This window comes from Rhodospirillales bacterium (genome assembly GCA_023898805.1).
In the GTDB taxonomy this organism is placed as follows: domain Bacteria; phylum Pseudomonadota; class Alphaproteobacteria; order Micavibrionales; family UBA1664; genus UBA6145.
Map to the genome: position 1 here is coordinate 895,819 of CP060260.1, position 24,516 is coordinate 920,334.

Consider the following 24,516-nt stretch of genomic DNA (forward strand, 5'->3'; position numbering starts at 1 on the left):
GGCCTGTTAAGGCCCTTTCTGTAATTTTTATACGGAATATGAATTCCGTAACCACTTGGGGGAATCAACCATGAATACCAAAACCGCACGCGCCCGGCTGGCCAAGATCGCTTTCACCGGCACTGCCGCGCTGCTGCTTGCGGCCTGTGCGTCGATGCCGCACCCCGCCACCGCCGACCCATCCGCGGTCAGCGACCCGCTGGAACCGGTCAACCGCGTCACGATGTCTTTCAACCGCGTGCTCGACAAGGTGGTCTTTAATCCACTCGACACCGTTTACCGCACGCTGGTGCCGCAAATCGGCCGCGATGCCGTGCACAACGTGCTTGCCAACCTTAAAAGCCCGGTTTACCTCGCGAACGAGCTGCTGCAGGGCGACTTGAAAGGCGCCGGCACCGTGGTTCAGCGCTTTATGATCAACACCTTCGTCGGCGGTGGCGGCCTTGTGGACGTCGCGGCCAAGACCGGCATGCCCGGCGAACCGGAAGATTTTGGACAAACCCTCGCCGTATGGGGCGTTGGCAACGGTCCTTATATCGTCTGGCCGATTCTCGGGCCCTCGACGCTGCGCGACTCGGCCGGCTTCGTTGGCGACATCGCGATGGACCCGATCTACTGGTACGCTCGCAACACCGATAAACCGGGCCTGCAATGGACTCGTGCCGGCCTGACGCTGGTTGACGCCAAGGACCGCACCCGCGACGTGATGGACGATGTCTATCGCAATTCCGGTGACCCTTACGCGGTGCTGAAAAGCATTTATATCCAGCGTCGAAACGCGATGATCGACAAATCGGGTTCGAAAAGCGCGCCGTTGCCGACGATCGAATGACGGCGACATAAGGCGGCGGGCATAACTTACGGGGAATCCGCCCCGTAATGTGACGCCCCGTAATGTGTGACCCTTTGCCGCTTGATCGCTGCCACGATTGCCTTATAAATGACCGTACTGTTCATAGGGCCGCCCTAAAGCGGCCCTAATGACGTGTTGCGATAGGATTGCCGAACCAAAGACTGGACGACACCGATGAAAACGCCCGTGATAAAAATACAAGCACGCCTGCCCATGCGACTGCTCACGCTGGTCTTGCCGTTCCTGGCCGCCGCCGCAACGGTTTCTCTGCCCGCGGCATCGTCCGTGGCTGCACCGCTTTTTGTCCCGGCCCAGGGCCTTCACGTCCAGCCGGTGGCCCAAGACCCCGGCGCGGCGGCGCAGGCCTTGATCCAGAAACTGGGCGACACCGCGACCAGCGCCCTGTCGGACCAATCGTTGAACGATACCGGCCGCATGTCCTTGTTCCGCAAGATTCTGGCCGCGCATTTCGATACGCCGCTGGTCGCCCGTTTTGCTGCCGGACGCTACTGGCGCGCCGCGACCCCGCAGCAACAAAGCGAGTACGTCAAACTTTATCAACAGATGATTCTCAACGTCTATTCGGCGCGGTTCAAAAACTACTCCGGCCAGAAATTCACGGTCACCGGTGACCGGGCGGACGGCGCGTCCGGCGACATCATCGTTACCTCGCAAGTCACAGGCAAGGGCAGCCCGATCACGGTTGACTGGCGCGTACGCAATACCGGCGGCGCCGACAAGATCATCGACGTGATGGTGGAAGGGGTCAGCATGGCGATCACCCAACGCAATGACTTCGCAAGCGTGATCCAGCAAGGCGGCGGCCAATTTACGGCGCTGATCGACTATCTGCGCGACGGCGGCACCAGCGACGTTAAGGATTGATCCGCCTTCACCGCTCCAAAATCCGGTTTTGTTAAGCTTTTTGAAGCGAAAAACTTGCGTTTTTAAGGCGTTTTGCCTATATAATTTTACCATTCCATATTAGGAAAACTTTAAGCGCCAACATGTATAACAAAAAGGCGTAGCAAGGGGTGTGAAATGGCTGATTTAAGCGCAATGGATCTGGACAACGCCGAACAGGTGGCCGAACCGGTGGCGACAGCCGCAACGGGCGCTTCCGGGGACGATTCTATCATGTCGCCGGAAACTGAAGCGGCGGTCGGCGAAATGTTCGCCGCACTTCGCAGTCAACATGAAAAACTGGCCGTCGACAGGAAACTGGCCGATGCGTTTGAAAAGCGCTTCACCGAAAACGGGGGCTGGCGCTCGATCACCGACGGCGCCGCCGAAAATCCGGAAGCCGCCCGCAAATTCGCCGAATTCTACGCCGCCCGCGCCCGCAGCGAATACGAGGCGCAACCGAAAAAACGCGCGTTTGATGCGTATGCCCTGACCAAAAACGGCGTAAACGCGAGCCTTTTGAACGCCGCCTTCGACCCGGCGCAGCGCCGCGGCAAGGCCTATGCCGCCTTTGCCGAATTCAAAACCGCCAATCCCGAACTTTTTGCGGCTGCGGACGCCGCTGCGCCCGCGCTGAAAGGCGAACCCAGTAAAAAATACGTCGAACCCAAAGATCGCCTGATCGACGGCTATACCGAACATTTCACCGCCCACTGGAACGCGATGACCGGCGAGGAAACCGCCGACCCCGCCCGCGTGCGCGATTTCGCCCGTTACTACGCGGAACAGATTGTTCAAGACTATGACAGATACGACCGAAAATTACCCGGCACCAAAAGCTTCTACGACCATGCACTGGCCGAAGACGGCGTAAAACCGGAAATCCTGAACCGCGCCTTCAATCCGGAAACGGGCAAGGGCGCCGCCATCAAACAATACGAAGCCTTCAAGGCCACGCCCACCGCGCCGGCCGCCGCAAGCGAAATCGAGGAAGCGGCCGCCACGCTCGAAAATCCGGACGCGGCTGACGACCAGCCCGCTAACAAGAGCAAGAACGCCGACACACTGGAAGCAGACCAAAATCCGGACGCCGACAGCGTGGAAAAACCCGATGCACAGGCCGCCAAAGCCGAAGAAAACACCCCGGCACAAGACCCGGCGCAGAATGATGAGGGGGCGGATTCCCACCTTGCCGGTCTTGCGATGGAGCCATTCCGCGAAAACAAGGCTGGCAACTTGCTGTTTCAACCCTTCCTCGCTTATCCGCGCATCGGCGATCGACCGGATGTGGCCATGGCGGGATCGGATTGGCAGGCTCTTAGCCCGCATACGGCCCGTTTGATCGCGCAATATTACGGTGGCATCGATCAGGACGCCGCGTTTCTTGCCGCGCTTGACGAACTTGCCGAACAACTGCCCCCGGAAAAGCTGGCCGATGGCGAAAACCCGGAAACGGATCCGGATAAAATCCGCGACCGGAGACGCGCGCGCCTGCTTGAGCAGGAAACACTCGGAATCCCCGGCCCCGATGGAAAAATAGCCAGAATGAACGGGCAGGACGCGATTTTCGCCCTGTTCATGCGCCATTCCGCGCTCGCCGGTCATTTCGATGCCACTCAATACGGCCGCCCCAACGCACCTGAATACGGCGGCATTCATCGAAAAATCCTGGATGGGCCGCCAATACAACAGCGTGGTTCACGGTGCATGGGACGATCAGCAGACCCACGGCGCGGATTTGTGTTTCCGCGACAGTCAAAAACCGTCTACCGTGTTTCCGGCAAGGGCGTTCAGGCCAAATTACCGCCGGGTCGCAGATTCAACGGGTCCACAGCGCTGCATCTGGCTGGGATCGGCATCAACCTGCGTCTCGACAACGCACCGCGCGGCGGTGGCACGCCTGATCTGAAATTCTGTATCACCCTGCCCAAGACCTTACTGCCGGCCGAATACCAATACCGCCGCGATCTGATTTTGCTCAGCACGCTGCACGAGGCCAGAAAGGCGCAGATCGACCCCGTTCTTTCGGAAAAAACCCGCATGGGCGCCCGCAAGGACATCACGCATATCAATTTCAACGACCTCTCTGAAAAGGCCGTAAGGGAGTTGCAGGGCTTGGGCGTCAAGGTCTCCGATCTGGTCGATGCCTTCAACGCGGGCAATTTGAACGGCAAACCCGATGCGGCGCTGGAAAACGTTGAAAGCCCCGCGCCGCAACAAGCCGCCGCTGTAAAACCGGAAACGGCTGCGGCAACACAGGAATCTCCCAAGCCGACCGCAAAGGATATTCTGGCCGGTGGCCATTCGAAATTGCAGTGCCGAAAGCCGCACCTTCGGCAACACCGCTGGGCGAAACGGCCCAAGGACCGGTCGAAGCACCTCAGGTGCCCCCGCTGCCGTCATCACCGAGGCGCAAAAACGCCGGAAACCCGCACCAACAGTACGTCCTTCATAACCGATCATCACGGCCATTAAAAAACCGCGCTTTATGGCGCGGTTTTTTTATGTAGTTTTCCGACTGGTTTACGTCATACCACCAGAAGAAGGCGCGTTTACATCGCCATGGAGTCTTCTAATTTCGTTTTCCTTCTCCTTGATATCCCTACGCCTTGCATTAGTGGCCCTGAAATTCTTTTCCGTACCCTCAAGCGCGCTATGCCCCTGAGTCATGACCGCATAACCGGCCAAGGCCATGCCCTGCATATTGCCGATATCGACCGGCCGGTCGCCTGTGAAGGACGACCCGCCGCCCAGCCAGCGCAGCATCTTGTCCGGAATCGCATCGATCAGCTTAAAACAGGAATTGGCCAACATATAGACCAGATAAACGAACAACACGGTATAGGTAATAATCCCAAACCCGCTGACATTTCTGATATCCAATCCGCAAGGCGCATTTCCGGTCCCAGGAAGCGTACATGTAGCATCCGGGTTATAGGCGAATATCGCATATTTGAAGGTCGCGGCTAGAAAATTCACCCCGGCATTGAACACCAAAGTCCCCACGATCAACCCCATGATGATCAAAAGCGGACGCAACAAAACACCAAACAGCGTCAACCAGTTGGCAAAGGCCGTCTGGCCCGGCAGCCCTCGCCGTCGATCCGTAAATGCGAAAGCGCGAACAGGGGCATCGACACAACGGCCTCTGCCACTTCGATCACCCAGTTGACGGCCGAGAAAAAGAAATACATGAACGGCATCATCGGCAGCAGGTAAAACAGGACGATGCCAACCGCTAATCCAACCGTAATGATAAACCACAGCACAGGCGCAACTGCATCCAATATTGCACCGATAAAGTTGAGTGCTTTGACAAGCTTACCCGCCCTGGAATCGCACCGAAAAATCTGTCTATGAAATTACTGCCTGCTTTGGCCGCTATATAATATTTAATCATGGATCCGGCATGCGAAAGAATGCTGCCACCCGCATCAATCAAACGGCTCATGGGGTCGTTTCCGGATGTCGTCGCGCTTGCCGCGGACTTGTTATCGACAAGTTCCAGAAAACCATCGCCAAACTGCCAGCGCGCCAACCAGAGAATAGGATCAGTAATACTTGCGCCTCTCGAACTGAAGTCCTGATTATAGGCTGGCGCCGCGCCCAAGGCGTTCGTCGGCTGTGTGGTAATATAGCTCGGCACCTTCGAAATCACGACCTCGGCATTGGCAAGGGCGGTCCGCGCAGCAGCATCTTGATCCGTATTGGTCGGCCCCCCACACCCGGTAGTTGCAAGGAATCGTCCCAATGCGATACCAGCACCGATGGTTTTGATTTGCCATCCGGCCCAGTAACGGGAGCGGGAACCGCATTGCTGACCGCATCAAGAACCGCCTGGGTCATACGCGCGGTCTGAATGTAGTAAATTCCCGCCGTTCCCCAACCGCGTGTCTTGGCGTCGTTCTGCATCGACGTGACCTGGGTCGTCGCCGACATCATGGCGGTCCGTATATTCGCAGGCACGCTGTTCATACTCGTTTGTGCCGCATTGATGGCGTTAGCGACCTGCTGTGCAAGAGCAGAAGCCTGAACATTGCTTGCGCGGAATAATCCGTACCCGATGGGGCCCACGGCACGGTTTTTCAGAAATTTTGGTGGACGGATCTTTAAATGCATCGGCCATCTGCTTCATCGCGGTAAGATAGGTTACCTGCGCCTGTTGCACGGTATTAGCCGCATTAGTCATGTCCGTATTTGTTGCATCGCTGCTGCCTGTATCACCCTTGATCGACATTTCGATCGAACCGCAAGTGCTGTTGGCTGGCGACGGGCCTTTGCCAGAGGGCAGCGGAAGATCGACAGCCGACCAGACATAGGTGATTTTCGCGGCACCGGCATCGCGTCCAAACTTGATATCGGCATCTGTAAACGTCGCTAGCTGCGAGGTTTTTCCATTATCGACCAGAATGGTCACCACGTCCGTACCGCTTGCCGGGAAAACATCGGTGGGGCTGTTCCAGTGCCCAGCGCGGTTATACGCGGCACGACAGGTTTCAAACATGAATATGCCGGTGCCAAGTGTCGACGCGGTCGGTGCCCCGACATTGCCCGCGACCGGCGTCGGCGCGTTGAACGCTTCCGTATATTTAACCCAAGCATTGGTCGCAAGGCCCGATCCGAATTTCGCGATATACATGGTCATGTATTGCCCGGCGTTGAGCCCGTCGCCCAACGGCACCAGAAGCCCAAGCGCCAGCACCAGCCGGATCGGCGCCCACAACCCGTTGAAGCGTTTGCCGAAGGGCTGCCCGGTCTGCGCCGATTCCCCGACCACCGTGATCACGTAATACAGGACCACGATCACCGCGATGATCATCATCGCCGTGCTGTAAAACCCTAAAATGGCATGGAACCCGGGCTGCGTGATTGTTGCCACGCCCGAACCAAAAATATCGCTGACGCCGAACACGCTGCGCAGGAATTCAAAAATAATATCGGTATTGGGATTGGGCGTGCTAAAAAACGTGCCGCTGGGCGTACCGGCCGCGTGCGCGGCAGAGCCGAACGCGGCATACAGCACGATCAAAATGGTCTGCAGCACGATCATCGCCATCGCCACCAGCACCGCGCCGAAGATCAGGATCTGGTCAATATTCTCGCGCTTCACCACCAGCCCGTTCGCAGCGGTGGCGATCACATCGCGCACGCCGAACCGGCCGATATTGGCGGGGTTGAGCATCGGATGCCCGGCAGGCAACAGCCGCGCCGAACGATAGACGAGCGCGAGCACATAGGCGAAATGCCCGAATTTTTGACCCAGCGCGCGAATGCGCGGAAAAATTTCCGGCATATGCGTATACCGGAACAAGGCACCCTTATCGACATGAGGCATATGCGCGGTATTTTTATCCGCGTGATTATCCGACTTGAACAACCCGAAAAGGGCCATGCACACACCCCGTCTTGTCAGCGCACAGCGGCATTGGTGCCGCAGGCGGGACTTCCCCGCCTATTATTATTTAAAATTTTACCTAATTTTAGGTTAACGCGCCACAGGAATCTGTACCGTAAAACGACATAAAATCGTTGCGAATCTGGTACTTGCGACCATTATAAACAAGTTGGAACGGCTTTTACTGTGCCAGCCGCCCCTGCGTGCCCTGCACGACCCAGCGCCCACCGATACTGGCGATTCCAGTAACCTGACCCAGCCCAGGCACATCGTCGCCGACGCCAACCTCGCGCATATCGCCGCCGCGCGCCAGCACGGCATGGCCGGGGCGCGCACCGCGCAGCGACCAGCCACCGCTGCCGCCCGACGAATTGCCGCCCGTCGAAACCGGTTGCGCACGCCTTGCGGGGCTATAGGGACGGTCCCAGCTGGATACGGAACTGGACGTCGAAGTCGCCCTTGGCTTGGTTTTTTTGCTGCTGCCCGAAGCGGCGCTGCGCTTTTTCGGGGCCGCGGATGCCGCAGACGCCATCACGTCGGAATCATTGCTGCGCGCTGCCACGGCGCGAGGACGCGATTGAGAAAGATCGTCGATGCGTGTTTCCAGCCGCTCCAGTGTCGTCTGGATGGCGCTCAGCTTGCTGTCGTCGGCGGGGGCGGCGGCGGCGATTTTGTCCATCGCATCGGTCAGCTTGGAATCCATCTGGTCAAGCCGCGTCTCGATCGCGTTGACCCGTCCGGCCAATGCCGTCGTATCTCCCGCACTCGCCCCTCCGGCGCCTGTATCCTCAAGCGCGGGCGCGGCAGCGGTTTGGATCTGCGGCTGTGCCGTATCCGGCGCTGGCAACTGCGTCGGAGTAACCGAGGTCTGCGACACCGTTTGCGGCTGGTTCGGAAACTGCCCGACCACCGATCCCGGCTGTGGCGTCGCGATCGGCGCGGGCATCGGCACCGCGCCGGCATTGTCGTCCGCACCTTGCGTTGGCTGGGCTACGATCTTGGCGAACGGGTCGTCAGCGGCGGTTTGAGCATTGGCGGCGGTCTGCGGCGCGTTGCCGGTATTGCCAAGCGCCGCGTAATTATCTGGATTATCAAGAAGCCCGGCCCCCTGCGCGGCGTTTTGCGTGCCTGCGGGCGCGATGGCTTCCTGCGCTGCGGCGGCGCTGTCGGCCGTGTTGGCGCCCGAAGCCTCCTGCACCGTGGGGGCGGGCGCGTTGCCAGCCATGATCTGCGGTAAAACCTTGGAGGCGATCAATCCACCTGCCACCAGAACCATGGCCCCGACAACGCCGATATTGAACCAGTTGGTTTTTTTGGCAGGTAAGGGCGCGGGCTCCCCCTCGCCGAACACATCGGCATCCAGTTCGTCCGACACGTCGTGAAAATCCGCGTCATCGATCGAATCCGCACCCGGATCCATCCCGTGCGCGGCCTCCTCCGGCGCTTCGTCATAGACGTCGAAATCTTCGAGTTCGTCACCATGGTGGCCGTCTTGATGCATGTCGGGATCGTTGATCTGGTTCATAAACATACGCCTAACAGGGCGGGCCGACGCGTTCAATGGTTTTTACCGTTCCGCGCGCGGTTATGCGCGCGAAGAACATGTCGAACGGGTTATTGCCCCATCTTATTGCCCCGAATCCTTGACCACGGGCTCAAGGAACAAAACACCGATCGGCGTACCGGCATTGACCTTGATCATCACCTTGGTCCTGTTTCCTTCGTTATCCAGTTCTTCCGAAAGTTTCGAGGTGCCGGCGGCCAACCCGGCAGCCACTTGCTCGCGCGTGTTCAGCTTGGGCTGCGACACCGTCGTCGTATCCGCCGTCACCACCACGGTCTGCTCATTCTGGGCGATGGCGTTGCCCATGCCTTCGATGAACCGGGCCGCAGCGGGCAAAAGCACGCGCCGCCAGTAACGCCGGTCGACTTCGCTGGCCAACGCCGGCAACGTGGTTTTCGGATCAATCGCGACCGCATTGACGGATTGCGAGATGCCGTTGACCACGACGGTATTGAAATCGAGGATCAGATAATCCTCCGTATCCTTGAAGGAGCCAAGAATCCGCGCACCGGCCAAAGGCCCGCTGGACAGCCGCGCAAGCACCGGCCCCGGCGCATCCGTATTGGCCTCGGTCAGCGTCTGGGCATAAACGATTGTACCTGCCGGAATCAGGATTTCCTTGACCACCGGCGCATTCTGGGCCGTGCTGGCACCGCCCGTACTTGAAGACGCCTTCTGTGCCTTCTGCTCAAGGTAATCAGCGGACGTAACCTGCATGATCTGCGGCGGCAGGATTTTGTGCTTGTCCAGGATCTGCTGCATCTGCTGGGTCATCGCGTTGGCCAGCGCATCGACCGCCTGCGGATCCGGCCCCGACGGCATCACCTGCTGCTGCGCACCGTTGCCGCCCTGCCCGTTGCCACCCACCAATTGCGGCGAGGTGGGTTCAAGCGTGGGATCAGGCCCGGATTGCTGCGACCCCGACCGCCACCCGGCCAACGGATCGTCCATCGACGCCGGTGGCGTACCGGACCCGTCCTGAAGCGAATTATCTGTATTGTCCGACACCGGGATCGGCATGGTGCTTTGCCCGGTCTGCACTGCCTGATCCAGACGTTGCTGGTTGACCTCGTTGATTGCGTCGCGATAGGCCTCGGTCGTGTCGTTGCCCGGCGCCTCGTGCTCCTTCAGCGCTGTGCCCACGCGCGACTGGTCGTCTTGCTTGCCGCCCATGCCGAAAATCACGAAGGCCGCGACCACCGCGACGACACCGACCCCGATGACGCCCAGCTTGATGATCGGGTTGTTGCGCCACATTTCGCCCAGCGTCCCGCCCTTCTGGCCATGTCCAGGCGCGTCGAATTCGTTGAAGCCGTCATCGCCGGACGAAAGGTCTTCCTCGTGGCTGAAATCGTCGTGCGAAGGCTCCTGCGGAACCCCTGCTTCAGGATCAAAGGTAACGTTGTCTGTCATTGTGCTGCCTTGTTTTCCTCGACCTGCGCACGCACCAGCTTGCCGTGATCCGAAAGCAGGAGCACCGGTGAATTGTTGACCACATAAACCGTCATGCCGTCTGCGGACTTGACCGATGCGCTCCAGCCCGGCGACAGAAGCGTCAAAGGCGTGCGCAGATACGTCGTCCCGTTCGACCGGAAGACCGATGTCCGCCCGTCGACGCCGTTGACCGTCAGTTTTTCGGTGCCACCCGGCGGCACCCCGTCAAGAATCTGGGTCAGCGCCTTGTCCGACCCAGCCTCGATGGTAAGGCCCGGATCGATGATCGGCGGCGTGGCGTTGGGACCGTATTCGGGGATACGGGCGTCGAAGCGGTACTGCACGACGTCAAGCTGGGTCTCCAGCGTAAATGTGACCGGGGTTTTCAAACCGACCAACTGCACCGACATGTTGCCGACCTCGGCCGCGCCCATCGGCGAAACACGGATCAGATGCCCCCCGTCGCCCGGCGAGATGACCTCGAAATTTCCACCCCAGCTGACGTCCTGCACCGGCCAAGGCTGACCGGTGATATCCATCATGGTGATCGACGTGACGTGACCGGGGCTCAGCTTGATGACCGGCGGCGTGACGCCGGGATCAAGGGAAACGGTCTGTACCGTGACCTCAGGCTTGGGCATGCCGCCGATCCGGGATTCCGACACATCGCGCGTAACCTTGTATTTGTCCAGCAGCGCGCGGATCTGGTCCGGCGTCATCGGCATCATACCGTTGAGCGCAGCATCGAAGGCTTGCTCGCGCGCCTTTTGTTCAAGTTCGGCGCGCTTCGCCTCGACATCCTCGGCGCTCAGCGTATTCAGGTTGTAATACTGGTCCGCGGGCTGGTCCGCGCCCGGCTGCTGGAATCCGCCCGGCGTCGGGGCCGGCGTGGCATTGGCGGACGCGGGCGCCTCGGCCTGCTGGGCACGGCGGAATTCGGCCAACGGGTCCTGCACATCGGTGGGCGGCGCATCGCTGCTGGGCGGCAGGATCGCGGATCCCGTGGCGTCCGGAGCATTGGCCGCCGGTGACGCGGCGGCAGGCGTCTTTGCATCCGAAGATGCGACGGGAGAGGCGGCAACAGGAGCGGCGTCCTGCGCCGACGCAGGCCCGGCGACAACAGACAAAAAACCGAAAAGGAGTACCGGCAAAAGCCGTTTCATGACACGCACACCGCCACCATAATAAGAGTCGCCCGATTTTTCGTGGGCTTTTTCTAAATTATCACCAGAAGACAACGCGGTTTTGGCGCGGCTGTCAAGAATTCCGGAAAACATCTCTCCCGCGCCCCTCGCGTTTTGAGTCACGCTTTTATGACCCGTAAGCCAACCATTGTTCGATTCCGACGCCGTTCGGGCTTTCCAGCCGCGGGACGCGCACGATGACAAGGCGGATGGTCATGCTGACATTGCGCTGCTGTGACCCGAACTGATAGGTGATCATCATCGGCATTTCCACCTGCCATTGATAAACGCCGTTCATGACCCCCTCGGCCAGAATGGTCGGCGCGGCGCGCGGCGCGGCGGATACGACCTGACGATTGGTTTCCACGGCCTCGATGATACCCGAATCTTGCAGCGCCTTGACGAAGGAGTTCCAGCCCTGCCGGGTGAAATGGCGCGATGCTTCCTGTAGCCTGCGGCGATAATCGTGGAAACCGAAAGTCATGGTTTCGGTCGCGGCTTGGCTGGCCCATGACAAAAGCGCGGGACGCGAGAGGTTCGGCTCTGAAAGCGCCACCATCGGCACCACGCGCCCATCCTCGGTTGTCGCGAAATAACGGTTTTCTGGCTGATAGGCGTATACGATGACGATCATCGCGATAATCAAGCCGATAACCGCGATCGCTTCAATCAGCGCGACCCGCAACATCGTGCGATAGCCGTCGCGGTAGAATTCATTGCGCACCACGATCCGGCCAAGCCCGGTCTGCGCGTTGCGCGCCTCGGCATCTGCCACACCTTTTCCCGCACCGACCTTGGCCGCGCGAGCCTGCGCCGCGCTGGGGCGCGGGGCGGATTTGGGATCGTTCGGCGTATTGTTGGGCGGGGTGGGCGGCATGGCTTCGGTTAACGGAATATGATCAATCGGGTCACACTATAAAGGTAAAACTGCATGATTCTAAACAAATTTTCTATGCCCGAATCCCCGCATGAACGAGATGTCGTGTCCCGACACCTAGCTGTTGAAACCGCCCATGCTGCGGCGCGCACCCGCACTGCCCGCCGAAGATCCGGCATTTCCGGGTGCCGGTACCGGCACCGGTGCCGAGGCGTTACCCGACGGCGGCACGACCTCGCGGTCTTCGACGCGTTCGGTGCCCGCGCGCCGCATCATCGAATCGGTCACGAATTTCTGGTCTTCACGCGCACCCAAAAGGATCGGCACCGGATAACCGCGCCGGTCGCGCAGCGCCTCGCGCACGGCCTTCCAGTCGATGTCGTCGCGCGACTTACCCGCCGCGCGGGACAGATCGGCGAACAAATCGTCCGGCACGCGGTAATCGATCTCTCCGCGCTCCATCTGGTCGGCCAACATGCCATCCGCATGCGCCTCGATATACAGCATGTCCCCGATCCACGCGAATTTGATCGGCTGGCGCACCGTGGTCACCGGCGTACCCACCGGCACGTGGCCGAACAGGTATTCGGCACTTTCGTTATACATGCGGATGCACCCCGACGACACGCGCCGCCCGATGCCCCATGGTTTGTTGGTGCCGTGCAGCCTGTATTCCGGCCACCCCAGATACAGCGCGTACGTCCCCAGTGGATTGTCCGGCCCCGGCCCGTAAAACGGCTTAAGACTAGGGTCTTCGCGCAACATGCGCGGGGTCGGCCGCCATGTCGGACCCTTGGTCTTGCTGACGATGTTGGTGCTGCCGGTCGGGGTCGAAAACCCTTCGCGTCCGACCCCGATGGGAAAGGTCGCGACCTCGCCGTTCGACTGATAGTAATAAAGCCGCATTTCCGGCAGATTGACGACGATGCCCTTGCGCGGCCCGTCGGGCAGAAGATGCATCTTGGGCAGGATGATGAACCTGCCGGCACCCGGCCGCCACGGATCCATCGACGGATTGGCGGCGCGCAATTCAACATAACCAAGACTTTCCCGTTCGCCGATGCTTTGCAACGTATCGTCCCCGCGTGCGCGGTATGTTTCGATCTTGCCGACATAGTTCTGCTTCGGCGCGATCGCCGGGGCGGAAGCCTGCGCCACCTTGGACGATTTTTTGGTCGTCTTGATTTTAGGCTTGGGCGCCCCCTTTTTCGCGTCCGGATCGTTGTCCACGATCGGCTTGGAAACCCCGGCCACAGGCTGCGTGCCGGCCATGCGGCTGTCGTTGTTGTCCTTGGCGTGGGCGGCGTGGGCCAGCGCGGTAACGGCGAACAGGGCGATCAGAAATCTGGTCATCATTTTATACATCGCGTTATTTGAGTGCTGTTTTGAGGTTGGCGTCGATCCGGTCCATAAACGCGGCGGTGGTCAGCCATGGCTGGTCAGCCCCGATCAGCAACGCCAGATCCTTGGTCATCGCGCCGCCCTCCACCGTGTCGACGCAGACCTTTTCCAGCGTCTGGGCAAAAGCGGTAACATCCGACGTGGCATCGAACTGGCCGCGGTATTTAAGGCCTTGCGTCCACGCGAAAATCGACGCGATGGGATTGGTGGATGTCTCTTTCCCTTGCTGGTACAGGCGGTAATGCCGCGTGACCGTGCCGTGCGCGGCCTCGGCCTCGACGCAATCGCCCGCGGGCGTCAGAAGGACGGAAGTCATAAGGCCAAGCGACCCGAAACCCTGCGCCACGGAATCCGACTGCACGTCGCCGTCGTAATTCTTGCACGCCCACACGAACCCGCCCGGCCATTTCATCGCCGAGGCCACCATGTCGTCGATCAGGCGATGTTCGTATGTCAGTTTCGCGGCTTCGAACCGGGATTTGAACTCGGCCTCGTAAATCTGCTGGAAAATATCCTTGAACCGCCCGTCATAGGCCTTGAGAATCGTGTTCTTGGTCGACAGATACACCGGATACCCGCGTGCAAGCCCGTAATTCAGACAGGCCCGCGCGAACCCGGCGATCGAGTCGTCGACATTGAACATCGCCATGCCCACGCCCGGCCCGTCGTAATGGAACACCTCCCACGAAAGGGGCGCACCGCCGCCTTCGGGCGTATAGGTCAGGGTCAACGTGCCCGGTCCCGGAATCTTGACGTCCGTCGCCTTGTACTGGTCGCCGAACGCATGGCGGCCGATGATGATCGGCTGGGTCCAGATCGGCACCGTGCGCGGCACGTTCTGACAGATGATGGGTTCGCGGAATACCGTGCCGTTCAGGATGTTGCGGATGGTGCCGTTGGGCGATTTCCACATTTTCTTCAAGTTGAATTCCGCGACCCGCGCCTCGTCCGGCGTGATCGTCGCGCATTTAACCCCGACGCCGTATTGCTTGATCGCGTTGGCGGCGTCGACGGTGATCCGGTCCTCGGTGGCATCGCGGCTTTGAATGCCCAGATCGTAATATTTCAAGTCGATGTCCAGATACGGCAAGATCAGCCGTTCGCGGATCATCTGCCAGATGATGCGGGTCATTTCGTCCCCATCCAGTTCGACGACCGGATTTTTGACCTTGATCTTTGCCATCGCAAGCCTCTCCATGCCCTAACGGGGCATCACACTAAGGGTATGACTACCTTGCGACAAGGGCGATCTGATGGCGATTTACAGGTGACGTGCCCTGCGTCTGGGGATGACCTTGCCGGCCAGGACCAGCCTGCGGCCCTCAATGCCTTCGATGCCGGCCATGGCCTGTTTGGCCAGCACGCCCAGATCATTGCCCGTGGCGCGAAACCCGTCATAGGCGAAGGTCCATTGATTCCTATCGGGCGAGAAGGTCAAAGACATATAGCGCCAGCCTTGGCGGTCACCGGCGCTGTTTGCGCTGGGCTTGACGCTCATGGCCACAATATTGTCGGTAACCAGCAAATCGTAATCCCGGGCCAAATTGACCTGAATCAATCCCGAATACAGCGCGGACAAAATGGAAAACGCAGCCTGCCTGCGATCCGCCAGCGCTTTGATCGCGTCGGTTTCCTCCACACGCCGCCCGCCCGTGATGACGGCGAAAGGGCGGCGGGCTGATGAAGCGGCATGGCCTGTACGATGACGTGACATCAGCTCCCTATCTCACACCCGCTTGCTTTATGTCAATTTTTGGGCGTGGTTGACGCCCGCGCGGCGCCTCTCCATAAAGAAGACCGCGAAAACGACAACCACAATAATCAATAGGGATTTCCGATGGCCCTTCATCAGGACGAGGCACAGGCACGCAGCGAACTGCTTTTGCACGATGCCGAAGACGCGCTGGCGCGCGAACGTCTGCAATTATTTTGGAAGAACTGGGGTTCCACCCTGATCGGCATGGCGCTGATGCTGGTGATCGGGACCGCTGCGGGCGTGATATGGCGCAACATGCGCGAAACCCGCAACGCTGAATCGACCGCGCATCTGATCGCGCTGCTCTCCGACCCTGCGGTGCCGGTTACGGAATCCGCTGCCGCGAAACTGACCCGCCCGCAGGCGGCGATCGCCTGGCTGGTGCGCGCGGGCGTGGTGGGCGACCCCGCGACTCCGGAAAAACGCGCCGAACTCGACGCCGCCTACACCGCCGCTGCCAAGGCCGGCGGCGACATGCCGTGGGGCTGGCTGGGCGCGTGGGACGCCTTGCGCCTGCAAATGGACGATGCGTCCGCCGACCCGGAAAAACTGGTGGATGCCTTCGACAAACTCGCACGCGAAATCGGCGACTCGCCGCTTGCCGCCCTGCCGGAATCAAGCGCCGCGATCGTCGCGGGCGAACGCCTGAAAGACCCCGCCCGCGCGCTGGCCATGCTCGACCGTGCGGAAACCCATGCCGGTCGCGCGTCTGAGATGACGACCAACATCGCCGAACTGCGCCATCTTTACGAGATCCGCGCGCAACAGGCCGCCGACAGCACGCCCGTCCAGCCGCAAAAGGAAAAACCATGAACCGCGCCCACCTTCGCCCGATTGCCTTTGCCTGCATCGCCGCGCTGACCCTTGCCGGATGCAGCCTCTTCAAGGACAAAAAAGCCCCGCCGCTGGAAGGCACGCGCATTTCGCTTTTCGACATGGAAAAATCCATGGCCGACGGCGACAAGGCCGCGACCCCTGCGCAAGCAGCCGCCGACACCACGGCCGACCTGCCCGCGCCGTGGGACAATGAATTCTGGCCCGAAGCCGGTGGCTTTGCCAACCACGCGATGCAAAACGTCGCCCTCAATTCCGGCGCGCTGCATAAAATCTGGTCGTCCGCGATCGGCGCGGGCGCATCCAAGGATCAACCTTTAAGCGCCCAGCCGGTGATGGCCGACGGCCGGGTCTTCGCCCTGGACGCCAAATCGCGCGTGCGCACCTTCGATGCCGCCAACGGCAAAACGATCTGGACCCAAAGCGCGATGCCCAAGACCGAGCACGAACCCGTGATCGGCGGCGGCGTCGCCTATTCCGGTGGACGCCTGTTCGTGACATCCGGCTTTAACGAGGTGCTGGCCATGAACCCTGCCGACGGTTCGGAAATCTGGCGCACCAAGGTTGACGGCGCGGTGCGTTCCGCACCCTCGGCCATGCCCGATCGCGTCTACGCGGTAACCGTTGACAATGAAACCGTCGCGCTTGATGCGGCCGATGGCCACCAGCTCTGGACCCATCAGGGCCTGTCTGAAACCACCGGCCTGCTGGGCGCCGCCGCGCCCGCCGCCAATCGCGACATCGTCGTACCCGCTTATTCGTCGGGCGAAATTTATGCCCTTCAGGCCGAAACCGGTGCGGTATCGTGGTCCGACAGTGTAGCGCCGCTTGTACGCAGCGGCAGCGATCTGGGCTTTTCCGACATTCGCGGCCTGCCGGTCGTCGACCGCGGCCTCGTCGTCGCCACATCCTATGCCGGGCGCACCGCCGCGATCGACGAACGCACCGGCGAACGCCGCTGGGATGCGAATGTCGGCGGCTCGCAAACGCCGCTTGTCGCGGGCAACCGTGTCTTCGTGGTGGGCGCGGACGGAGTCGCGACCGCGCTCGACCGCGCGTCCGGCCGCACCCAGTGGTCGATGCAACTGCCGCAATATACCGACCCAGACGAGCTCAAGGGCACCATCGTCTGGTACGGACCGATTCTGGCGGGAGGACGGCTTATCCTCGTTTCCTCGAACGGCGAGATGCGCGAACTCGATCCCGCCACCGGCGCCGAACAGCGCGTGACCAAAACCGGACAGGACGTCGTGGCCCCGCCCATCGTCGCCAACCGGACGCTTTACCTGCTTTCAAAGAACGGCACGCTCAGCGCGTGGCAATAAGATGCTGACCATCGCCCTTGTCGGCCGCCCCAATGTCGGCAAGTCATCACTGTTCAACCGCATAGCGGGCAAGGACCTGGCGATTGTCGACGACCGCCCGGGCGTGACCCGCGACTGGCGCGAGGCGGAAGGCTGGATTTTCGACGAAGCCGTGACGATCATCGACACGGCGGGGTTGGAGGAAGCGGAATCCGGCACACTGACCGACCGGATGCGCGAACGTACCATGGCCGCGCTGGCCCGCGCCGATCTGGCCTTGTTCATCATCGATGGCATCGCGGGCGTCACGCCCACCGACGAACATTTCGCCCGTGCCGTGCGCAAATCCGGGAAACCGGTGCTGCTGGTCGTCAACAAGGCCGATGCCAAGGCCGCGCGCGAGCGCGTGGCCGAAGCCTACGCGCTTGGCTTCGGCGATCCGTTTTTCGTTTCCGCCGCGCATGGGCTTGGCCTGTCCGACCTTTACCATGCGATTCTTGAAAAAATGCCTGCGCGCGCGGACGATACGGACGCGACGCAAAGCGACGCCCCGCGCCGCGCGGGACCGGACCTCGACGCGATCGAGGGCGATCTCGACTTTGAATTCGTGGACGACGAGGATGTGGCGGCAAAACCCATTAAAGTCGCGGTGGTGGGCCGCCCCAACGCGGGCAAATCGACCCTGGTGAACGCGATTTTGGGGGAGGACCGGCTGCTGACGGGGCCAGAGGCCGGCATCACCCGCGACCCGATCGCGATCGACTTCCACTGGCATGGCACGAAATACCAGCTGGTCGACACGGCCGGTCTGCGCCGCAAGGCGAAGATCACCGACAAGGTCGAAAAAATCTCGACCCAGGAAACGATGCGCATCGTGCGTCTGGCCCAGATCGTGGTGCTGGTGGTCGATGGCGTCGCGGGTATCGACAAACAGGATATGACCATCGCCCGGCATGTGGTCGATGAAGGCCGGATTCTGGTGCTGGCGGTGAATAAATGGGATGCGGTCGGGGAACGCGCCGCCATTCAAAAACAACTGCCTGAAATGCTGGCGCAGGTTCTGGGCCAGCTGCCGGATATCCCAACCGTCTACCTTTCCGGCCTCACGGGCCGAGGCCTTGACGGGTTGCACACGGCGATGAGCGATGCTTACACGCTTTGGAACAAACGCGTGGGCACCGGCGCGCTCAACCGCTGGCTCGGCGCGATGGAAAGCCGCCACCCCGCGCCGCTGGTCAACGGGCGGCCCAACCGCCTGCGCTATATCACCCAGATCAAGGTCCGCCCGCCCACCTTCGTTTTATGGTGCGGCCGCCCCGACGACATGCCCGACGATTACATGCGCTACCTGACCAACGGCCTGCGCGAAAAATTCGCGCTTGGCGGCGTGCCCATCCGCTTCAACCTGCGCACCTCGAAAAACCCGTACGCGTCTTAATGTATGATCAGTTTCGCGCCGCCCGGCGTGGACGAACCCGGTTTCGGTTGATCCGCGGGATCGATTTTCGATACTTCGCCAAGCGCGCCTTCAAGCGCCCCATCCTCCACGCCCAAGCCTCTGTTGCGCCGGGCGATGGTCGCGAAATGCCCTGGCGTCAGCGCGTTATAGGCATGGTTGCGCCCGCGCGGTTCGGATGTGCCGAAGAACAAGGGCCATGCCTGTCTGATCTGTTGCCGGGAAAGATGATCGTATTTTAGGATGAACGGGAAATCCTGCGCCAGCCATTGCGGCGGCGTATCGGCAACATTCGATGAGAAAACGTGGATGACCGGAATCAGGTCCAGCAATTGCGCGATCCGTTTGCGCACCGCCGACGCCACGGGATGATGCACGGGATAGGCGTTAAGGGCCGCCATGTCGTTCCATGCCATGATGCAGGGCTTGTTTGTCGCATCGCGCAAAATATCGCCAAGCATCTCCGGTTCGTTGAAGAATTCGACGAAACTATGTTCCATGAATTCGCGGCCGTTACGGTATGCGATATCGCGGAAAAACGCCTTTTTACCGGCGCCCGATGGTCCGTGCGCGTAAATCGCGACAGCCTTGTCCAGATGCTTGGCGATACGGACGCGAAACGCGTCCGGGCCTTCCGAAAACCGGCGTTCGCGAAATTGCGCCAACTCGGGAAAATAACTTTCGTGCGGCGCCTGCAATGTCAGGACATTGCCGACACCGTTAAACACGAACGTGCCCGTCGACCGCAACGATCTTTCAAGCCCGTTCCGATCGCGCGTGGTCAACCGTGCGTTCTCCACGGCGGTCACGATACTGCCCACGGGGACTTCGTATTTGACGGCCAGCGCCTCAAGCGCCGCCGGATCAATATCCAGACCATGATCTTTGACAATGGCTTTCCAAGCCTGCAAACGGTCCCGGGCCGTAAGCGCGCCGAACGGCAGCGCGTATTTCATGCGGCGGCGCACGGCGGGATGGATCTTGTCGATATCGTTGACGATCCAGATCGTCATCTGCCCGCGTTCCAGCAACCGGTTTAAAAATACCTTGGTTACCCCGCCTGCCGCCTTATCGGCACCGGGATCGCGGATTTTCAAAAGCTCCTCAGCCTCGTCCACCGCCAGGATCACGCCGCTCATATGCGCGGTCAGGCGCTTGGCCAGAAGAATTTGCCCAAGGCGCTCGTCGGCGCTGGGTTCTGCGTGTCCCGCCTTCGTTTCCCCCAGCATGTACAAGGGCATGTCCAGCGCCTTGGCCAAAGCCTTGGTGAATTCCGTCTTGCCCGAATCCTGCAACCCGTAAACGATGATGTTGCACCCGGCCACTTGGTCGCATACCGCGTTTTCCACCAGCAGACGCACATGTTCGATATGCCCGGATACGTAATTGAAATTGGCCTTAAGATCCAGTTTCGTGGTTGCGGCCTCGCCGATCAAACGGCGCAACATTTTTTCCGTCGTGACGTCCGGTTCGTCCAGCAGTTTGAAAAGGGTCTCGTTCAGCTTTGGATGGTAACCCCCGGCAACGGGTATCAAGACGCCGGACAGGGCAAGCTCGCCATCCGGGGCAAACAGGCTTGAAACTTTTTGCCGGCTGACTCCCAGCATGACCGCCGCCACCTGATTGAAAGCCGTCTCGCGCTGAGCGGTATCAAATGTAAGCAAACTGTCTTTCAGGGCACCTTCAAAGGATGAACAGGACTGTATTGCCCAGATCAGGCGGACAGCTTCGCGCTCGGCTACCGGCCACTCAAGCAGATCGGCGATGGCCATCAGGTTTTTATACACGGCATTTCCTGCCATCTCGTTCTGGCGGCCTGCTTCGCGCGCAAGCATCCCGCGAAGATAGGCGATGTCTTTTGCGGTGGCTTTCGGATACCCCCTGCCCATGACTTTGACATACCTGCGTGCATAGGGCCTCGGCTTGTCGTCGCTCACCGCATCGATTTTCGCATGCACCTCACGTCTGGCGCTGTCAATCTCCGACAACTCTTTGGTCAGGGAAGCAAGATCGTATTGATCCGCCGTTTGTCTTTTTATGATATTATTCCGCTCGGCGGCGATCAGGCGGTTGCGTTGCGCGCGCAACGGTTTCATCGCAGCTTCATAATCACGCATACGCCTTGAATGCTGCGCGCGCCGTTCGGGAAAATCATTCCGCTTGATATGGTCGAAAAAACGGTCGCCGTCGAAAACGGCGCACATTGCCGCCGCCATTTGTGAATCCGGTGGAATGACATTCAAAAGCCGCCCCAGAAACTCGCAGGCAACGGCATCCGCGAAGCGGTCGCGCCCCTCAAGGGCGTTGTCGATATTCTCCGCTTCCCAGCTGCGCTGAACCATGATTTCCCGTCCTTTGAATCGTCAAACCGTTCGGCTCCGGGTTTGTCATAGCGCACCAATACCTGCGGTGCAATATATGAAAAAACTATGCCGCGGCAATCGCGGCGCGTTGCGCATGATCGGTGTATGCGGGCAGGGTCATGCGCAAAATCGCATCGGCTACGATTTCGGGAAGCGGCAGCATCGCCGGGTCCTCGCCCGGATAGGCTTCGGCCCGCATCACGGTACGCACCCGGCCGGGGTCGAGCAAATTGACCTTAAGGTTGGTATGCGCGACCTCGCCGGCATAGACGCGCACCATCGCTTCCAGCGCCGCCTTGGACGCGGCATAGGCGCCCCAGTACGGCTTGCACGAATGCGCCGCGCCGGACGTAACGAACACGGCGCGTCCGGAATCCGACGCGCGCAACAGCGGATCGCAGGTCCGGATCAGGTGCAGGTTGGCGGTAACGTTCAGCGTGAACACGCGCTCCCACACACTGGGATCGGTCTGCGCGACCGGCGTCAGTCCGCCCAGCATCGCGGCGTTGCCGACCAGAATGTCGAGCCGGCGAAACCGGTCGAACAAAACCGGGCCCAACCCTTCGATCAGATCGCCCTTAAGCAGGTCGTAAGGCATCAGGGTGCACGTCCCGCCCGCCTGATGGATCGCATCGTCCAGCTGTTCCAGCCCCGGCTTGCTGCGTGCAAGCCCGACCACATGCACGCCGGCGCGTGCCAGCGCCAACGCGCTGGCGAAGCCGATCCCGCGCGACGCGCCGGTGACCAGCGCGACCCGTCCTGTCCTGTCCACGCTCATGCCGCGGCCTCACCCATGCTGGAAACCGTGCGCGTGCGGTCTTCCCGTCCCTCGAAATCCGTAAGGCGTATGGCGTAATCGCCGGTCAGGCACGCATCGCAAAACTGCGGCGCCGCGTTGTCGCGCCCCGGCATCCGTAGCGCGCGATACAAACCGTCAAGCGAAACATAAGCCAGTGAATCGACGCCGATATATTCGCGGATCTCGTCGACCGACAAGCGGTTGGCCAAAAGCTCGGCCGTGGTCGGCGTGTCGATACCGTAAAAACAGCTATGCCTGGTGGGCGGGCAGGAAATACGCATATGCACCGCGCGTGCGCCTGCCTGACGCAGCATCTCGACGATCTTGCGGCTGGTTGTGCCGCGCACGATCGAATCGTCGACCAGCACAATCGACCGGCCTCTGATGATCTCGGCATTCGCGTTGTGTTTAAGTTTCACACCCAGATGACGGATGCTATCGCTGGGCTCGATGAAGGTGCGCCCGACATAATGGTTGCGGATGATGCCCAGATCGAAGGGCAGCCCCGCCGCCTCGGCATAACCGATGGCCGAAGGCACGCCCGAATCCGGCACCGGCACCACCAGTTCGGCACCCGGCGCGGGCGATTCCTGCGCCAGTTCCGCGCCAATGCGCTTGCGCGCTTCGTACACCGAACGCCCGTCGACCAGGCTGTCCGGCCGCGCGAAATAGACGTATTCGAAGATGCAGAAACGCGACGATGTTTTCTCGAACGGACGCAGGCTTCGTACGCCGTCGGCGTCGATCACCACCATTTCACCCGGGTCAATGTCGCGTACATATTCCGCGCCGATGATGTCGAAGGCACAGGTTTCCGAGGCAAGCACATACGCATCGCCAAGACGGCCAAGGCAAAGCGGTCGCACACCATGTGGATCGCGCACCCCCATCAGCCTGCCTTCCGCGACGATGACCAACGAATACGCCCCTTCGATCCGGCCCAGCGCCTCGGTCACGCGCTCAAGCACCGTGGCCTTGTGCGAACGCGCGACCAAATGCACGATGACTTCGGTATCCGATGTCGATTGGAAGATCGCCCCCGCGCCCACCAGCGACTCGCGCAGCGTATAGGCGTTGGTCAGATTCCCGTTATGCGCGATGGCGAACCCGCCGAAGGCCAGGTCGGCGAAAATCGGCTGCACATTGCGCAACATGCTGGCCCCACAGGTCGCATAGCGGTTGTGCCCGATCGCAACGCTGCCCGGCAGCCCGTCGATGACCGACTGCGAACTGAAATTGTCCGACACCAACCCCATGCCGCGATGCGCGCTGAACGTGCCAGTGAAATGCCCGACCGGATCCTCGATATCCTCGGGCGCGGTCGATTGTGCCCGCGCGGGCAGGTGCGAATCCCAAGCCACGACGCCGCACGCTTCCTGCCCGCGATGCTGAAGCGCATGCAAACCAAGCGCGGTCAGCGCCGCCGCGTCCGGCGTCCCGTAAATACCGAACACGCCGCATTCGTCGTGAAAATGGTCGTCTTCCTTGGCATTCGGCCCCAACGGACTCCCCAGCGGATCGGTCCCCAACGTCTTAGTCATTGAAATGCCCCTGTGTGCGCGGCCTTTGTTGCGTTTCGGCATCTTTTGGCGCCAGTGTGTCCGCCGCGCGGCGACGCAGCGAATCTGCCACGGCCTTGCCGACAGATGACGATTGATCGCCCTTGGCGGTCCGGCCCGCCTGCCCTGGTTCCAGCGCTTCTGTACCGGGCTTCGCGGCATCCAGCGTGGCATTGATATCTTTTTTCGCGACCTTTTCGATCACCTCGCGCCCCGGCATCAACGCCTGCATCAGGTCGGCGCTATAAGTCACCATCGGATAGGTCCGTGAATCGCCGAAATAGGTTTCGCGCTGCTCGTCGCTAAGTACGAAATTCATCACCACGCCCATAAGCCCGATCAGTATTACGCCGCGTATCAACCCAAACACGACACCCAGCGACCGGTCGACCGGGCCCAGCCCCACCGAATGAACCCCCTTAGACACCAGATGTGTAATGATCGTAAACACCACGAGGCTTGCGCAGAACACGATCGCGAAGGCGATGACCGGCACCAGCATTTCATAAGGAATAAGATCGAAAAGCTTTTGCGGCGTTTTGGCTGCGGGATCGATGATCCAGTCATGCACCATAGGCTTGAGGTTTGGCCCGAACATCAAGGTCGCGATGCCCGCCCCCGCAAGCGACCCGATGGTGAAGATTTCGCGCACGAACCCGCGCATGAAGGCGACGGCAGCGGAAACGAATAAAATGCCCAGTACGACGAGATCGAGAACCATGCCTTTTGTGATAGTGAAACCGCCACCCGAAGGCAAGCGATTCACCGGCGTTTTCACACGGCTTCACAACCGCGCCGATCAGGGGACTTGCAACCCGCCCTGCACTCGGTGTA

At 60.6% G+C, this 24,516-nt stretch carries 21 protein-coding genes; 6 read left to right on the forward strand and 15 right to left on the reverse strand.

The window, feature by feature from the left end:
- The first annotated feature begins 70 nt into the window (after window positions 1–70).
- The 3 genes from H6866_04485 to H6866_04495 all read left to right on the forward strand — a co-directional run bounded on the left by H6866_04485 (window position 71) and on the right by H6866_04495 (window position 4,231).
- Window positions 71–832, forward strand: a complete 762-nt coding sequence (locus H6866_04485; GenBank protein ID USO08471.1) for a VacJ family lipoprotein — start codon at window positions 71–73, stop codon at window positions 830–832.
- A gap of 234 nt (window positions 833–1,066) precedes the next feature.
- Window positions 1,067–1,738, forward strand: a complete 672-nt coding sequence (locus H6866_04490) for an ABC transporter substrate-binding protein (protein ID USO08472.1) — start codon at window positions 1,067–1,069, stop codon at window positions 1,736–1,738.
- 156 nt (window positions 1,739–1,894) lie between these two features.
- A complete protein-coding gene (locus H6866_04495) occupies window positions 1,895–4,231 on the forward strand; it encodes a hypothetical protein (protein USO08473.1) in 2,337 nt (778 codons plus the stop codon).
- Window positions 4,232–4,279: 48 nt separating this feature from the next.
- Here the strand turns inward: H6866_04495 and H6866_04500 are convergent, their stop codons facing one another.
- The 11 genes from H6866_04500 to H6866_04550 all read right to left on the reverse strand — a co-directional run bounded on the left by H6866_04500 (window position 4,280) and on the right by H6866_04550 (window position 15,325).
- A complete protein-coding gene (locus H6866_04500; GenBank protein ID USO08474.1) occupies window positions 4,280–5,020 on the reverse strand; it encodes a hypothetical protein in 741 nt (246 codons plus the stop codon).
- The gene (locus H6866_04505; GenBank protein USO08475.1) at window positions 4,995–5,414 is read right to left on the reverse strand and encodes a hypothetical protein; all 420 of its coding nucleotides are present in this window, start codon (window positions 5,412–5,414) and stop codon (window positions 4,995–4,997) included. Before H6866_04505 ends, H6866_04500 begins: the two co-directional genes overlap by 26 nt.
- Window positions 5,411–5,698, reverse strand: coding sequence for a hypothetical protein (locus tag H6866_04510; GenBank protein ID USO08476.1), 288 nt, complete (start codon window positions 5,696–5,698; stop codon window positions 5,411–5,413). Before H6866_04510 ends, H6866_04505 begins: the two co-directional genes overlap by 4 nt.
- A gap of 58 nt (window positions 5,699–5,756) precedes the next feature.
- Window positions 5,757–7,148 carry a DotA/TraY family protein gene (locus H6866_04515; GenBank protein USO08477.1) on the reverse strand — a complete coding sequence of 464 codons (1,392 nt, stop codon included), beginning with the start codon at window positions 7,146–7,148 and terminating at the stop codon, window positions 5,757–5,759.
- Between the two features lie 184 nt (window positions 7,149–7,332).
- Window positions 7,333–8,676, reverse strand: a complete 1,344-nt coding sequence (locus H6866_04520; protein USO08478.1) for a hypothetical protein — start codon at window positions 8,674–8,676, stop codon at window positions 7,333–7,335.
- Between the two features lie 102 nt (window positions 8,677–8,778).
- Window positions 8,779–10,128, reverse strand: a complete 1,350-nt coding sequence (locus H6866_04525; GenBank protein USO08479.1) for a DotG/IcmE/VirB10 family protein — start codon at window positions 10,126–10,128, stop codon at window positions 8,779–8,781.
- Entirely contained in the window at window positions 10,125–11,312 is a 1,188-nt protein-coding gene (locus H6866_04530) for a type IV secretion protein DotH (GenBank protein ID USO08480.1), read from the reverse strand. Before H6866_04530 ends, H6866_04525 begins: the two co-directional genes overlap by 4 nt.
- Before the next feature lie 148 nt (window positions 11,313–11,460).
- Window positions 11,461–12,210, reverse strand: coding sequence for a type IVB secretion system apparatus protein IcmL/DotI (locus H6866_04535; GenBank protein USO08481.1), 750 nt, complete (start codon window positions 12,208–12,210; stop codon window positions 11,461–11,463).
- Between the two features lie 117 nt (window positions 12,211–12,327).
- Window positions 12,328–13,566, reverse strand: coding sequence for a L,D-transpeptidase family protein (locus H6866_04540; GenBank protein ID USO08482.1), 1,239 nt, complete (start codon window positions 13,564–13,566; stop codon window positions 12,328–12,330).
- Between the two features lie 13 nt (window positions 13,567–13,579).
- Window positions 13,580–14,794, reverse strand: coding sequence for an NADP-dependent isocitrate dehydrogenase (locus H6866_04545; GenBank protein USO08483.1), 1,215 nt, complete (start codon window positions 14,792–14,794; stop codon window positions 13,580–13,582).
- A 78-nt stretch (window positions 14,795–14,872) separates the two neighbouring features.
- On the reverse strand, window positions 14,873–15,325 hold the full coding sequence (locus H6866_04550) for a hypothetical protein (GenBank protein USO08484.1): 453 nt from the start codon (window positions 15,323–15,325) through the stop codon (window positions 14,873–14,875).
- 123 nt (window positions 15,326–15,448) lie between these two features.
- Here H6866_04550 and H6866_04555 point away from each other — a divergent pair, with 123 nt between their 5' ends.
- The 3 genes from H6866_04555 to der are packed head-to-tail and all read left to right on the forward strand — an operon-like array spanning window position 15,449 to window position 18,943.
- Window positions 15,449–16,180, forward strand: a complete 732-nt coding sequence (locus H6866_04555) for a hypothetical protein (GenBank protein ID USO08485.1) — start codon at window positions 15,449–15,451, stop codon at window positions 16,178–16,180.
- The gene (locus H6866_04560; GenBank protein USO08486.1) at window positions 16,177–17,526 is read left to right on the forward strand and encodes a PQQ-binding-like beta-propeller repeat protein; all 1,350 of its coding nucleotides are present in this window, start codon (window positions 16,177–16,179) and stop codon (window positions 17,524–17,526) included. Before H6866_04555 ends, H6866_04560 begins: the two co-directional genes overlap by 4 nt.
- 1 nt (window position 17,527) lies before the next feature.
- Complete coding sequence (der, locus tag H6866_04565) at window positions 17,528–18,943, forward strand: ribosome biogenesis GTPase Der (protein ID USO08487.1); 1,416 nt, start codon at window positions 17,528–17,530, stop codon at window positions 18,941–18,943.
- On the opposite strand, the gene H6866_04570 is transcribed toward der, so the two are convergent.
- From H6866_04570 to H6866_04585, 4 genes are all read right to left on the reverse strand, one after another.
- Window positions 18,940–21,303 (reverse strand): AAA family ATPase, encoded by a 2,364-nt coding sequence (locus H6866_04570; GenBank protein USO08488.1) that lies wholly within the window; start codon window positions 21,301–21,303, stop codon window positions 18,940–18,942. The genes der and H6866_04570 overlap by 4 nt on opposite strands.
- A gap of 85 nt (window positions 21,304–21,388) precedes the next feature.
- Complete coding sequence (locus H6866_04575; GenBank protein ID USO08489.1) at window positions 21,389–22,102, reverse strand: SDR family NAD(P)-dependent oxidoreductase; 714 nt, start codon at window positions 22,100–22,102, stop codon at window positions 21,389–21,391.
- A complete protein-coding gene (locus tag H6866_04580) occupies window positions 22,099–23,664 on the reverse strand; it encodes an amidophosphoribosyltransferase (GenBank protein USO08490.1) in 1,566 nt (521 codons plus the stop codon). The genes H6866_04575 and H6866_04580 overlap by 4 nt, the downstream gene beginning before the upstream one ends.
- Window positions 23,657–24,403: a CvpA family protein gene (locus tag H6866_04585; GenBank protein ID USO08491.1), complete on the reverse strand. Its 747-nt coding sequence runs from the start codon at window positions 24,401–24,403 to the stop codon at window positions 23,657–23,659. Before H6866_04585 ends, H6866_04580 begins: the two co-directional genes overlap by 8 nt.
- Window positions 24,404–24,516: the final 113 nt, after the last annotated feature.